This window comes from Klebsiella variicola, from assembly GCF_000828055.2.
GTDB lineage: Bacteria > Pseudomonadota > Gammaproteobacteria > Enterobacterales > Enterobacteriaceae > Klebsiella > Klebsiella variicola.
In genome coordinates, this window is record NZ_CP010523.2 from 2,008,736 (window position 1) to 2,022,090 (window position 13,355).

The window sequence follows — 13,355 nt, forward strand, 5'->3', positions numbered from 1 at the left end:
TTTACCAGGGGCTGTGATGACGACGAATAACTATTTCAGAGGTGATGCAGTGAAAAAGGTTTGGCTAAACCGTTATCCCGCAGATGTTCCTGCGGAGATAAACCCTGACCGCTATCAATCCCTGGTTGAACTGTTTGAGCATGCCACCACCCGCTACGCTGACCAACCGGCGTTTATCAATATGGGTGAAGTGATGACCTACCGTAAGCTGGAAGAGCGTAGTCGCGCCTTTGCCGCTTACCTTCAGGAGGGGTTAGGATTACAGAAGGGCGATCGCGTGGCCCTGATGATGCCTAACCTGCTGCAGTATCCGGTGGCTCTGTTTGGCATCCTGCGCGCCGGGATGATCGTGGTTAACGTCAACCCCTTATATACTCCGCGTGAACTGGAGCATCAGCTCAACGACAGCGGCGCGGCGGCGATCGTCATCGTCTCCAACTTTGCCCATACCCTGGAAAAAGTGGTGGCGAAAACTCAGGTTAAGCACGTGATCCTGACGCGCATGGGCGATCAGCTCTCCACCGTCAAAGGCACGCTGGTGAACTTCGTGGTCAAGTACATCAAGCGCCTGGTGCCGAAGTACCACCTGCCGGATGCCATCTCGTTTCGCAGCGCGCTGCAGCATGGCTACCGCATGCAGTACGTGAAGCCGGAGATCGTTGCGGAAGATCTGGCGTTTCTGCAGTACACCGGGGGCACCACCGGCGTGGCCAAAGGGGCGATGCTGACCCACCGCAACATGCTGGCGAACCTCGAGCAGGTCAATGCCACCTACGGCCCGCTGCTGCATCGCGGCAAAGAGTTCGTGGTGACCGCGCTGCCGCTGTATCACATTTTCGCCCTGACCATGAACTGCCTGCTGTTTATCGAACTGGGCGGGCAAAATTTGCTGATCACCAACCCACGCGACATTCCCGGGCTGGTGAAGGAGCTGGCGAAATATCCTTTCACCGCCATGACCGGGGTCAATACCCTGTTCAACGCCTTGCTGAACAACAAAGAGTTTCAGCAGCTTGATTTCTCCTCGCTGCACCTCTCCGCCGGCGGTGGGATGCCGGTGCAGCAGGCGGTGGCCGAGCGCTGGGTAAAACTGACCGGACAATATCTGCTGGAGGGCTACGGCCTGACCGAGTGTTCGCCGCTGGTCAGCGTCAACCCGCACGACATCGACTACCACAGCGGCAGCATTGGCCTGCCGGTGCCTTCCACAGAAGCCAAACTGGTGGACGACGACGATAACGAAGTGGCGCCGGGTCAGCCGGGCGAACTCTGTATCAAGGGGCCGCAGGTGATGCTGGGCTACTGGCAGCGTCCTGACGCGACGGATGAGATTATCAAAGACGGCTGGTTGCACACCGGGGATATCGCGGTGATGGATGAAGAGGGATTCCTGCGCATCGTTGACCGGAAAAAAGATATGATCCTGGTGTCGGGGTTTAACGTCTATCCGAATGAAATCGAAGATGTGGTTATGCAGCACAGCGGCGTCCTCGAAGTGGCGGCCATCGGCGTGCCGTCCGGCAGCAGCGGTGAAGCGGTGAAGATTTTCGTGGTCAAGAAAGAGGCCGCGTTAACCGAAGAGGCGCTGATTACGTTCTGCCGCCGCCATCTCACCGGCTACAAAGTGCCGAAGCTGGTGGAATTCCGTGACGAACTGCCGAAATCCAATGTCGGGAAAATTTTGCGGCGAGAACTGCGTGACGAAGCGCGCGCTAAAGTGGACAATAAAGGCTAAGTAACGAATGAGTCGCCTGACGCCGGCTACGCCGGCGTTTTTTATGGGCGCAAGTTAAGAGAGTATGCTTTGAACTATCAGATGATCACCACCGACGATGGCCTGCGCGCTGTTTGCGAAGCGGCAAGCGCGGCCTCCGCCGTCGCTCTGGATACGGAATTTGTCCGTACCCGTACCTACTATCCGCAGCTGGGCCTGCTGCAGCTGTTCGACGGCACCCAGGTCTCTCTGATCGATCCCTTGACGATTAGCGACTGGGCGCCGATGCGTGAGCTGCTGCTCAACCAGGATGTGACTAAATATCTGCATGCCGGTAGTGAGGATTTAGAAGTCTTCCTCAATGCGTTCAACCTGATGCCGCAGCCGCTGATCGACACCCAGATCCTGGCGGCGTTCTGCGGCCGCCCGATGTCCTGGGGCTTTGCCTCCATGGTGGAAGAGTATTCCGGAGTGGCGCTGGATAAAAGTGAATCCCGCACCGACTGGCTGGCGCGCCCGCTGACCGAGCGTCAGTGTGAATACGCCGCAGCTGACGTCTGGTACCTGTTGCCGATCGCCAGCCAATTAATGGCGGAGACCGACCGCGCAGGCTGGCTATCGGCGGCGCTGGACGAATGTCGTCTGATGCAGCAGCGTCGTCAGGAGGTGGTTGACCCGGCCGAGGCCTGGCGCGACATCGGCAACGCCTGGCAGCTGCGTACCCGCCAGCTGGGCTGCCTGCAGCTGCTGGCAGAGTGGCGTCTGCGCAAAGCGCGTGAGCGCGACCTGGCGGTGAACTTTGTGGTGCGGGAAGAGCATCTGTGGAGCGTGGCGCGCTATATGCCCACCAGCCTCGGCGAGCTCGACAGCCTCGGGTTGTCCGGCAGTGAAATTCGCTTCCACGGCAAAACGTTGATTAGCCTGGTCGAGAAAGCCCAGGCGCTGCCGGAGTCGGCCCTGCCGGCGCCGCTGCAGAACCTCATTGACATGCCGGGTTACCGTAAAGCCTTTAAAGATATTAAAGCGCTGGTGCAGGAAGTGAGCGCCGATAAGGGCGTGAGCGCGGAACTGCTGGCCTCGCGTCGGCAGATCAACCAGTTGCTGAACTGGCACTGGCAGTTGAAAACGCAAGCCGGTGAGCCTGAGCTGATTTCCGGCTGGCGTGGCGAACTGATGGCCGGGCGGCTGAAGTCGCTGTTAAACGACTATCCGCGCTAGCGGGCGGTCTGGTTCAGGCCATTAAAAAACCGGCAGCGCAGGGCGTAGCCGGTTTTTTTTCGGGATGGAACAGCAGGTCAGGGTTTCGACTCTTCCGTTTCGGGTAGGGTCACGTTCAGCTCAAGAATCGAAATATCACCATCCCGCTGCTCCAGCTGCACGCTGACCATCTCCGGGTCGATCTGCACGTATTTACAGATCACTTCCAGAATATCTTTGCGCAACTGCGGCAGGTAGTGCGGCTCCGCGTCGCCGCGGCGACGCTCGGCGACGATGATTTGCAGGCGTTCTTTCGCAATATTAGCCGTGTTCTTTTTTCGCGAGAGAAAAAAGTCGAGTAAAGCCATAATTTATCCTCCGAACAGGCGTTTGAGGAATCCTTTCTTCTCTTCTTCAATGAAGCGGAAAGGGCGTTCTTCTCCGAGCAGACGTTCAACGGTATCGGCATAGGCTTTGCCTGCGTCCGACGCGGCATCCAGAATCACGGGCTCACCCTGGTTGGATGCGCGCAGGACTGACTGGTCTTCCGGGATCACGCCCACCAGGTTGATGCGCAGAATTTCCAGCACGTCTTCCATGCTCAGCATATCGCCTTTATTGACGCGGCCTGGATTGTAGCGGGTCAGCAGTAAATGCTCTTTGATCGGCTCTTCGCCATTTTCCGCACGACGGGATTTCGAAGCGAGAATGCCAAGGATACGGTCGGAGTCGCGAACGGAGGAGACTTCCGGGTTGGTGGTGATGATGGCTTCATCAGCAAAATAGAGCGCCATCAGCGCACCGGTTTCGATACCTGCCGGTGAATCACAGACGATGAAATCGAAGTCCATTTTCTTCAGTTCTTCGAGAACTTTGTCGACGCCTTCGCGGGTCAGGGCGTCTTTATCCCGGGTCTGAGAGGCCGGGAGAATGTAGAGATTTTCCGTGCGCTTATCTTTGATCAGCGCCTGGTTCAACGTGGCATCGCCCTGGATGACGTTGACGAAATCATAAACGACGCGACGTTCGCAGCCCATAATCAGATCGAGGTTACGCAGGCCGATGTCGAAGTCGATAACGACGGTTTTCTTTCCCTTCTGGGCCAAACCTGTAGCGATGGCCGCGCTGGAGGTGGTCTTGCCAACGCCCCCTTTACCCGAAGTCACAACAATAATGCGTGCCATAGAAATTCCTTGTTAAAAAGGGATTAATTCAACGGTTGAACTGTCAAAGCGCTTTCACCTAAACGCAGGCGTGCCGCTTTGCCATAAAATTCGGCCGGGATGTTATCGCTCAGCCAATATTCCCCGGCGATGGAGACCAGCTCCGCCGCAAGGTGGGTACAAAATATCTGGGCGTCTCTGTCGCCACCGGCGCCTGCCAGCGCGCGTCCTCGCATCATGCCATATACATGGATATTGCCGTCAGCGATAAGTTCCGCACCGGCACTCACATGATTTGTAACAATAAGATCACAGTGTGGCGCATAAATGCGCTGACCGGAACGTACCGGCTGATCAATCAAACGCGTTTTTGTGATCTGGTTAGCAACTGGCGGCGGCGGAGGGGTGGGTTCGGACGGTGCCGGACGAGGGGCTTTCTCTTTCCCTTCGGTTAATAACGGGATCCCGGCGCGATCGATTTCGGTTTTCAGGCGCGGGATTTTGCATCCGCTGACGCCCATAATGCGTAAACCGGTCGCGGCGATGGCCTCGTTAATGGCGCGCCATTCGACCTCCTCCTCCACGCTGGCGATATTCACCACCACCGGCGCATGGCGTAAAAAGGCGGGAGCCTGGGCGATTTTGTCTTCTAACGCCTGACGAATAACCTCGGGATTTGCATCGTGCAAATGAACGACAGATAACGTGAAGCTACTGCCTTTAAGTTCGATTGGCGTATTTGACATCCTGGCCTTACTCAATTTGCTGTTTATCAACCGCAGAAGTGCGGTGATATTCCGAAGACTAAAAGGCATGTTATAGTCACTCATATATTGAGGCAAGTGACCACGGGTCTAATTCCGAGTAAAACTATGTTTTGTGTGATCTATCGAAGTACTAAACGTGAACAAACCTATTTATACGTCGAAAAAAAAGACGATTTCTCACGCGTTCCTGACGAGCTAATGCGCGGCTTCGGCACGCCGCAAATGGCGATGCTGCTGCCGCTGGATGGGCGCAAAAAGCTGGTTAACGCCGACCTGGAAAAAGTGAAACAGGCGTTAAGCGAGCAGGGCTATTACCTGCAACTTCCCCCGCCATCTGAAAATCTACTAAAGAAACACCTGGCGGAACAGGGGAAACAATCCGATTAACCCACGAGGGAAAATAATGTACCAACATCATAACTGGCAGGGTGCGCTACTGGATTATCCAGTGAGCAAAGTGGTTTGCGTCGGCAGTAATTATGCAAAACACATCAAGGAAATGGGCAGTGCGACGCCGGAAGAGCCGGTGCTGTTTATTAAACCTGAGACCGCGCTGTGCGATCTCCGTCAGCCGTTGGTGCTTCCTGAAGGGCTGGGCTCAGTGCACCACGAAGTCGAGCTGGCGGTGCTGATCGGCAGCACGCTGCGTCAGGCGACGGAAGAGCATGTGCAGAAAGGGATCGCCGGCTATGGCGTCGCGCTGGATCTCACCCTGCGCGACCTGCAGGCTAAGATGAAAAAGGCCGGGCAACCGTGGGAGAAGGCGAAAGGCTTCGATAACGCCAGTCCAATCTCCGGCTTTATCCCGGCCGCTGAGTTCCACGGCGACCCGCAGAATACGCCGTTAAGCCTGAAGATTAACGGTGAAGTGCGCCAGCAGGGAACCACAGCCGACATGATCCATAAGATTGTGCCGCTGATCGCCTATATGTCGCGCTTCTTTACCCTCAAAGCCGGGGATGTGATCCTCACCGGCACCCCGGAAGGGGTGGGGCCGCTGCATAGCGGTGACGAACTGGAAGTTGGCTTCAACGGCCTGTCGCTCACCACCCGCGTGCTGTAAGCGCTGCTTGCCGCCTCTTGGGGCGGCAAAACTTGCATCGGCGTGCCAGACTGGTTATAAGGTGCACCCTTAACTGGCAACGACGGACACTCCGATGAGCGAACAACCTTTCTGGCAACAAAAAACACTGGATGAAATGACCGACGCGGAGTGGGAATCGCTGTGTGACGGCTGCGGCCAGTGTTGCCTGCACAAGCTGATGGATGAAGACACCGATGAGATCTACTTCACCAACGTCGCCTGCCGTCAGCTTAATATCAAAACCTGCCAGTGCCGTAACTACGAACGTCGCTTCGAGTACGAGCCAGACTGCATCAAGCTTACCCGCGAAAACCTGCCAACCTTCGAATGGCTGCCGCCGACCTGCGCCTATCGCCTGCTGGCGGAGGGCAAATCGCTGCCGGCCTGGCATCCGCTGCTGACCGGCTCAAAAGCGGCGATGCATGGCGAACGCATCTCTGTTCGCCATATTGCGGTGCCCGAGTCCACCGTCGTCGACTGGCAGGATCATATCCTCAATCTGCCTGACAGGGCGCGTTAAGCGCCGGATCACGCTTTCTTCGCGTGAAACAGCCCGTTTTCACCGTCGGTTTCTTCGGCCACCCAGAAGTGAATATTGAAGCGGGCGTCGTCACTGAGTTCGACGCGGTGCCAGTACTGCGGCGGACTGGTGGCAAACTGTCCGGCATGAATGACCACTTTCTTTTCCGGCTCCGTCGCCTGCTCATCGGCAAAACCGTAATAGGTGACCGTTCCCTCCATGACGCACAGCTGACCGAAGACGCCGGCCGCGGTGTTGTGATGGCTCAGCAGGGCGGCGGGGACATTCTCTTTAGTAAAGAACGGGGTGGAGCGTTTAACTTTCCAGTCTGCGGGGATCAGTAAAGATGACATGTGAGCTCCTGTGGGGCCTTAAAAGATGTATTTAATATGCACCTTTTAGGGGCTGTGGTCAACCACAGGCAGGAAACGATGCAACGATGCGCAGCAGACATAAAAAAACGCCCCGCAGGGCGTTTCATTGTGTGCGGTACTCGCAGCGGCTTAGCGGCCAAACAGATCGCGTTTTTTCGCTTTGAAAGGCTGAGCAATGATCACCAGGATGGCGACCAGCAGATAGGCAGCAAAAATACCGACCAGCCATTGCGGCATCTCCAGCGACAGAAATTGCCACTGACGCACTGAACAGTCGCCGGACGCGACGAAAACCTGCGGCAGCCATTTATCCAGCGGCAGCCAGGTTGGGAAGCGGGCGGCGAAATCACAGGTCTGGAACGGCGAAGGGTGCAGCTGGATCATCGTATGCTCCCACGCCAGCTGCAGTCCACGTATTGCGCTGTACAACCAGATCACCATGGCGACATAGCGCAGCGGCGTTTTGGGGGCGATGGCGCCGACCAGCCCCGCGCCCATGATGCCGAACAGCGCGCAGCGTTCGTAAATACACATCACACACGGCTGCAGCAGCATCACATGCTGGAACCACAGCGCAACGAGTTCGAGAATAAAAGCGGTTAATGCCATCAGGAGCCAGGCACCGCGTCCCCTTGAGCACTGGTTTAAATATTGCAACATAATCATTTCCCTGGAAGATGCTAAATCATGGCAGTGTAAACGAAAACCGAACCGACGCCAGCGGCCCGGCAGAAAATATTACGTAACGGGTTATTGAATGGCCCGGATGAATCCGGGCCAGGATCGGGTCAGGGCAGCGTGGGCGTGGTCACCCAGCCGTGCGCCAGTAGCCAGTTGGTGACCGGCATCAAGGTGAACTCGACGCACAGCAGGCCGACCAGCGTCAGTACGAGAGTGTAGGGCAGCGCCATCCATACCATGCGGCCATAGGAGAGTCGGATAAGCGGCGCCAGCGCAGAGGTCAGCAGGAACAGGAATGCCGCCTGGCCGTTGGGGGTGGCGACCGACGGCAGGTTGGTGCCGGTATTGATCGCCACCGCCAGCATCTCAAACTGCGGCAGGCTGATAACGCCATGTTCGAGGGCGGTTTTCGCTTCGTTAATGTAGACCGTGCCGACAAAAACGTTATCCGAAATGGACGACAGCAGGCCGTTAAACAGGTAAAAGAGCGACAGCTGCGCGTGCGGCGAGGCCTGCAGCACAAATTCAATGACCGGGGTGAACAGCCGCTGGTCGATGATCACCGCCACAATGGCAAAGAACACCGTCAGCAGCGCGGTGAAGGGCAGCGCCTCGGTGAACGCCTTGCCAATGGCGTGCTCATCGGTCACCCCGGAAAACGTGGTGGCGAGGATGATCACCGACAGGCCAATGAGCCCGACTTCGGCCAGATGAAAGGCGAGGGCGACGATCAGCCAGACACCAATCACCGCCTGGGCCAGCAGCCGCAGCTGCTCCTGACGGCTGCGCTGGGCGCGGCTGCGGTCGTCAAAGTCCTGCAGCACCTTCCGTACCGTGGGCGGCAGCGGTTCGCCGTAGCCAAACAGGCGATACTTTTCGACCAGCAGGCAGGTCAACAGCCCACACACCATCACCGGCACGGTGACGGGCGCCATGCGGATAAAGAACTCGCCAAAATGCCAGCCCGCCGCTTTGGCGATAATCAGATTTTGCGGTTCGCCAACCATGGTCATGACTCCGCCGAGGGCGGTCCCGACGCCGGCGTGCATCATCAGGCTGCGCAGAAAGCCGCGGAATTGCTCCAGCACCTCGCGGTAGTGCTGCTCGATATGGCTGTCGTCCAGCAGATCGTTATCATCAGGGCGAGCTGAAGCGACGCGGTGGTAGATGCCGTAGAACCCAACGGCGACGCTAATCACCACCGCCACCACGGTAAGCGCATCGAGAAAGGCGGAGAGGAAGGCGGCCGCCAGGCAGAAGGCCAGCGACAGCAGCATCTTGCTGCGGATCCCCAGCAGCAGGCGCGTGAAGACGAACAGCAGCAGTTGTTTCATAAAGTAGATGCCCGCGACCATGAAGATCAGCAGGAGCAGCACTTCAAGGTTGCCGGCGATCTCTTCCCGCACATGCGCCGGGCTGGTCATGCCGATCAGCAGCGCCTCAATGGCCAGCAGGCCGCCCGGCAGCAGCGGATAGCACTTCAGCGCCATGGCGAGGGTAAAGATAAACTCAACCACCAGCAGCCAGCCGGCGACAAACGGCGCCACGGCAAACACCAGCGGGTTTACGATTAAGAAAATGATTAATGCCAGCTTGTACCAGTCCGGCGACTGGCCAAGAAAATTGCGCCACAGCGCGCGGCCATATGAAATTTCCACGACAGAATCCTTCCCCGTCAATTAGTACATGATTTTGTGCGTAACTATTGGCAAGAGTATCAGTTGAGCAAAATGAGAAGCAACTTTCTTCGCACCGCGGCGGCGGTGACGGGTGATAAGGAAAAGCGCAAAGTAAAAACGGAAAATGAAACGGCGATCCCTTTTTAATTCACTTGCGATGCTATCTGCGCTATAGCGGCTCTGGTATGATGAGTGCAATTGCAACAATGTGTAATGGAAATATTATTATGGTCATTAAGGCGCAGAGCCCTGCGGGTTTCGCGGAAGAGTATATCATTGAGAGCATCTGGAATAACCGCTTCCCACCTGGATCGATTCTCCCCGCTGAACGCGAGCTTTCTGAGCTGATCGGTGTCACCCGCACCACTCTGCGCGAAGTGTTGCAGCGTCTGGCGCGTGACGGCTGGTTGACCATTCAGCATGGCAAGCCTACCAAAGTGAATAACTTCTGGGAGACCTCCGGGCTGAATATTCTCGAAACGCTGGCGCGCCTCGATCACGACAGCGTGCCGCAGCTGATTGATAACCTGCTCTCCGTACGCACCAATATTTCCACGATTTTTATTCGCACCGCGTTCCGTCAGCATCCGGATAAAGCGCTGGCGGTACTGGACAGCGCCCGGGAAGTGGAAGATCACGCCGACGCCTTTGCCGACCTCGATTACAATATCTTCCGCGGTCTGGCGTTTGCCTCCGGCAACCCGATTTACGGCCTGATCCTCAACGGCATGAAGGGGCTGTATACCCGCATCGGCCGCCACTATTTCTCCAGCCCGGAAGCGCGCAGCCTCGCGCTGGGCTTTTATCATCAGCTGGCGAAGGTGTGCGAAGGCGGCCTGCACGATCAGGTGTACGAGCTGGTCCGTCGCTACGGCCATGACAGCGGGGAGATCTGGCATCGGATGCAGAAATCGCTGCCCGGCGATTTAGCCATGAATATGCGTTAAGCCGGATATTGGCGATCGATAAACACAATAAGGGGGCCAGTGGCCCCCTTCGTCGTTTTCATCGTCCCGCAATGTTATAGCGCGTTCGGGCGCGCCGGGCAGCGGTCCAGCAGCTCAATGCTGCCGTCGGCGTTCTGCTGCTCCAGCAGCACATCGAATCCCCACAGACGATGCACATGTTTCAGCACTTCGCGCCGGCCTTTGTCCAGTGGGACGCGGTTGTGCGGCACATAGCGCAAGGTCAGCGAGCGGTCGCCGCGCAGGTCAACGTTCCACACCTGGATGTTCGGCTCAAGATTGCTGAGGTTATACTGCGCCGAGAGCTTGTTGCGGATCTCGCGATAGCCCTCTTCGTTGTGGATCGCCGAGATCTCGAGATAATTGTTGTGATCGTCGTCGAGCACGGTAAAGAAGCGGAAATCGCGCATGATCTTCGGCGACAGGAACTGGCTGATAAAGCTCTCGTCTTTGAAATCACGCATGGCGAAATGCAACGTTTCCAGCCAGTCAGAACCGGCGATATCCGGGAACCAGTACTTGTCCTCTTCGGTGGGCGACTGACAGATGCGCTTGATGTCCTGGAACATGGCGAAGCCCAGCGCGTAGGGGTTAATCCCGCTATACCACGGACTGTTGTACGGCGGCTGGAACACCACGTTAGTGTGACTATGGAGAAACTCCAGCATAAAGCGCTCCGTCACTTTCCCTTCATCATAGAGATGGTTGAGGATGGTGTAGTGCCAGAAGGTGGCCCACCCCTCGTTCATCACCTGGGTCTGTTTCTGCGGGTAGAAATACTGGCTGACTTTACGCACGATGCGCAGGATCTCGCGCTGCCACGATTCGAGCAGCGGGGCGTTCTTCTCCATAAAGTACAGCAGGTTCTCCTGCGGTTCGGAAGGGTAGCGACGGGCGGACTCAATCGCTTTTTCTTCCTCGCGCTTCGGCAGGGTGCGCCACAGCATATTCACCTGGCTTTGCAGATACTCTTCCCGGCTTTTCTGCCGCGCTTTCTCCTCCTGCAAGGAGATTTTTTGCGGACGTTTATAGCGGTCGACGCCGTAGTTCATCAGCGCGTGGCAGGAGTCGAGGAGTTTCTCCACTTCGTCGACACCATAGCGTTCTTCACACTCGGTAATGTATTTGCGGGCGAAGATCAGGTAATCGATGATCGAGCTGGCGTCGGTCCAGCTGCGAAACAGATAGTTATTTTTAAAGAATGAGTTGTGCCCATAGCAGGCGTGCGCCATGACCAGCGCCTGCATGGTGATGGTGTTTTCTTCCATCAGGTAGGCGATACAGGGGTTGGAGTTGATGACTATCTCATACGCCAGGCCCTGCTGGCCGTGCTTATAGGCCTGCTCGGTCTCAATGAATTTCTTGCCGAACGACCAGTGCGGATAGTTGATGGGCATACCGACGCTGGAGTAGGCGTCCATCATCTGCTCGGAAGTAATGACTTCGATCTGGTGCGGGTAGGTGTCAAGACGATAGAGCTTGGCGACCCGGTCCACTTCGGCCAGGTAGGTCTCCAGTAACTCGAACGTCCAGTCGGGTCCATCGCTTAAACGGGTGGTGTCCCTGTTCATGGAGTCAATCGTAGCCATTAGCGCGCCCTCGTTGTTGTTGGTTTTCTCTGAACGGAAAACCTCTAAACAAGCATAGAACACCGGATGGCAAACTGTATCGTCAGACAATTTCTTTTCTTCGCGATTTCCCCATCTCAAAGCCGTTTTTTGCGCTTATTTACAGAATTTAATGCTGGGTAAAAATAAAGCGCAGCATGAGATCGTAAATCTCGCAGCGCAGGGCTGGTGCGGTTTGCTGTGAGTTAAGTCACCATAAATAAAGCGTATGTTGAATAATATTTTCAACTGAGTTATCAATTTGTAATTAGATGATTGTTCTTTAACTGTTACGGAGTCGCTATGCGTGTCGTCATACTGGGAAGTGGGGTGGTTGGGGTAGCCAGCGCGTGGTATTTGAGTCAGGCGGGTCATGAGGTGACGGTTATCGACCGTCAGCCCGGTCCGGCAGAGGAGACCAGCGCGGCCAACGCCGGGCAGATTTCTCCCGGCTATGCGGCGCCCTGGGCGGCGCCGGGGGTGCCGCTGAAGGCGATCAAATGGATGTTTCAGCGCCATGCGCCGCTGGCGATCGGTCTTGACGGCACGTCGTTCCAGCTGAAGTGGATGTGGCAGATGCTGCGTAACTGCGACATCCGCCACTATATGGAGAACAAAGGCCGTATGGTGCGCCTGGCGGAGTACAGCCGCGACTGCCTGAAAGCGCTGCGCGACACCACCGGCATTCAGTATGAAGGACGTCAGGGCGGGACGCTGCAGCTGTTCCGGACCGCCAAACAGTATGAAAATGCCACCCGCGACATCGCGGTGCTGGAAGACGCCGGCGTGCCGTACCAGCTGCTGGAAGCGAAGCGGCTGGCGGAGGTGGAGCCGGCGCTGGCGGAAGTCAGCCATAAACTGACCGGCGGCCTGCGCCTGCCCAATGATGAAACCGGCGACTGCCAGCTGTTTACCACCCGGCTGGCGGCAATGGCGGAACAGGCCGGGGTCACTTTCCGCTTCAACACCGCAGTGGACGCCCTGCTACAGGAGGGCGATCGCATTGCCGGGGTGAAATGCGGCGATGAGATTATCAAGGGCGATGCCTATGTGATGGCCTTCGGCTCCTACTCAACGGCGATGCTTAAAGGGCTGGTGGATATACCGGTCTATCCCCTGAAAGGCTACTCATTGACCATTCCGATCGCCCAGGAGGACGGCGCGCCGGTTTCCACTATCCTTGATGAAACATACAAAATCGCTATTACCCGCTTCGATCAGCGCATTCGCGTCGGCGGCATGGCCGAGATCGTCGGTTTTAACAAAGCGCTGCTGCAGCCGCGTCGCGAAACCCTGGAGATGGTGGTGCGCGATCTGTTCCCGCGCGGCGGCCACGTGGAGCAGGCGACGTTCTGGACCGGCCTGCGGCCGATGACGCCGGACGGCACGCCGGTGGTCGGCCGCACGGCGTATAAAAATCTGTGGCTCAACACCGGCCACGGCACGCTTGGCTGGACCATGGCCTGCGGCTCCGGGCAGCTTATCAGCGATCTGATCTCCGGGCGCACGCCGGCGATCCCTTACGACGATCTGGCGGTCGCCCGCTACAGCCCCGGGTTCACCCCGGCGCGTCCGCAGCATCTGCATGGCGCACACAACTAAGG

General features: G+C 57.1%; 14 protein-coding genes and 1 pseudogene. 8 read left to right on the top strand and 7 right to left on the bottom strand.

Annotated elements, in window-relative coordinates:
• Positions 1 to 49: 49 nt before the first annotated feature.
• On the top strand, positions 50 to 1,735 hold the full coding sequence (gene fadD / locus SP68_RS09425; RefSeq protein WP_040975948.1) for a long-chain-fatty-acid--CoA ligase FadD: 1,686 nt from the start codon (positions 50 to 52) through the stop codon (positions 1,733 to 1,735).
• An 81-nt stretch (positions 1,736 to 1,816) separates the two neighbouring features.
• Positions 1,817 to 2,932 (top strand): ribonuclease D, encoded by a 1,116-nt coding sequence (gene rnd / locus SP68_RS09430; protein ID WP_004175459.1) that lies wholly within the window; start codon positions 1,817 to 1,819, stop codon positions 2,930 to 2,932.
• A gap of 77 nt (positions 2,933 to 3,009) precedes the next feature.
• On the opposite strand, the gene minE is transcribed toward rnd, so the two are convergent.
• The 3 genes from minE to minC are packed head-to-tail and all read right to left on the bottom strand — an operon-like array spanning position 3,010 to position 4,820.
• Positions 3,010 to 3,279, bottom strand: a complete 270-nt coding sequence (minE, locus tag SP68_RS09435) for a cell division topological specificity factor MinE (RefSeq protein WP_004103270.1) — start codon at positions 3,277 to 3,279, stop codon at positions 3,010 to 3,012.
• Positions 3,280 to 3,282: 3 nt separating this feature from the next.
• On the bottom strand, positions 3,283 to 4,095 hold the full coding sequence (gene minD / locus SP68_RS09440) for a septum site-determining protein MinD (RefSeq protein ID WP_008804300.1): 813 nt from the start codon (positions 4,093 to 4,095) through the stop codon (positions 3,283 to 3,285).
• 23 nt (positions 4,096 to 4,118) lie between these two features.
• The gene (gene minC, locus SP68_RS09445; RefSeq protein ID WP_008804301.1) at positions 4,119 to 4,820 is read right to left on the bottom strand and encodes a septum site-determining protein MinC; all 702 of its coding nucleotides are present in this window, start codon (positions 4,818 to 4,820) and stop codon (positions 4,119 to 4,121) included.
• A gap of 126 nt (positions 4,821 to 4,946) precedes the next feature.
• Between minC and SP68_RS09450 the strand changes: the two genes are divergently transcribed.
• From SP68_RS09450 to SP68_RS09460, 3 genes are all read left to right on the top strand, one after another.
• On the top strand, positions 4,947 to 5,228 hold the full coding sequence (locus SP68_RS09450) for a YcgL domain-containing protein (protein ID WP_004203320.1): 282 nt from the start codon (positions 4,947 to 4,949) through the stop codon (positions 5,226 to 5,228).
• Positions 5,229 to 5,244: 16 nt separating this feature from the next.
• On the top strand, positions 5,245 to 5,904 hold the full coding sequence (locus tag SP68_RS09455; RefSeq protein ID WP_012967776.1) for a fumarylacetoacetate hydrolase family protein: 660 nt from the start codon (positions 5,245 to 5,247) through the stop codon (positions 5,902 to 5,904).
• A gap of 94 nt (positions 5,905 to 5,998) precedes the next feature.
• Positions 5,999 to 6,445, top strand: coding sequence for a YcgN family cysteine cluster protein (locus SP68_RS09460; protein WP_008804304.1), 447 nt, complete (start codon positions 5,999 to 6,001; stop codon positions 6,443 to 6,445).
• A gap of 8 nt (positions 6,446 to 6,453) precedes the next feature.
• Here the strand turns inward: SP68_RS09460 and SP68_RS09465 are convergent, their stop codons facing one another.
• From SP68_RS09465 to nhaB, 3 genes are all read right to left on the bottom strand, one after another.
• Positions 6,454 to 6,798: a TehB family protein gene (locus tag SP68_RS09465; protein ID WP_022065914.1), complete on the bottom strand. Its 345-nt coding sequence runs from the start codon at positions 6,796 to 6,798 to the stop codon at positions 6,454 to 6,456.
• Between the two features lie 150 nt (positions 6,799 to 6,948).
• A complete protein-coding gene (gene dsbB, locus SP68_RS09470; protein WP_008804305.1) occupies positions 6,949 to 7,479 on the bottom strand; it encodes a disulfide bond formation protein DsbB in 531 nt (176 codons plus the stop codon).
• Between the two features lie 128 nt (positions 7,480 to 7,607).
• The gene (gene nhaB / locus SP68_RS09475; protein WP_022065916.1) at positions 7,608 to 9,158 is read right to left on the bottom strand and encodes a sodium/proton antiporter NhaB; all 1,551 of its coding nucleotides are present in this window, start codon (positions 9,156 to 9,158) and stop codon (positions 7,608 to 7,610) included.
• A 248-nt stretch (positions 9,159 to 9,406) separates the two neighbouring features.
• On the opposite strand from nhaB, the gene fadR reads away from it, so the two are divergent.
• Positions 9,407 to 10,126 (top strand): fatty acid metabolism transcriptional regulator FadR, encoded by a 720-nt coding sequence (fadR, locus tag SP68_RS09480; RefSeq protein ID WP_012541278.1) that lies wholly within the window; start codon positions 9,407 to 9,409, stop codon positions 10,124 to 10,126.
• Between the two features lie 74 nt (positions 10,127 to 10,200).
• On the opposite strand, the gene SP68_RS09485 is transcribed toward fadR, so the two are convergent.
• Entirely contained in the window at positions 10,201 to 11,733 is a 1,533-nt protein-coding gene (locus SP68_RS09485) for a SpoVR family protein (protein WP_004203310.1), read from the bottom strand.
• 88 nt (positions 11,734 to 11,821) lie between these two features.
• Here SP68_RS09485 and SP68_RS28230 point away from each other — a divergent pair.
• A pseudogene (locus SP68_RS28230) lies at positions 11,822 to 11,956 on the top strand (hypothetical protein); the annotation flags it as partial.
• 98 nt (positions 11,957 to 12,054) lie between these two features.
• Positions 12,055 to 13,353, top strand: a complete 1,299-nt coding sequence (locus tag SP68_RS09490; RefSeq protein ID WP_040968661.1) for a D-amino acid dehydrogenase — start codon at positions 12,055 to 12,057, stop codon at positions 13,351 to 13,353.
• The last annotated feature ends 2 nt before the right edge of the window (positions 13,354 to 13,355 follow it).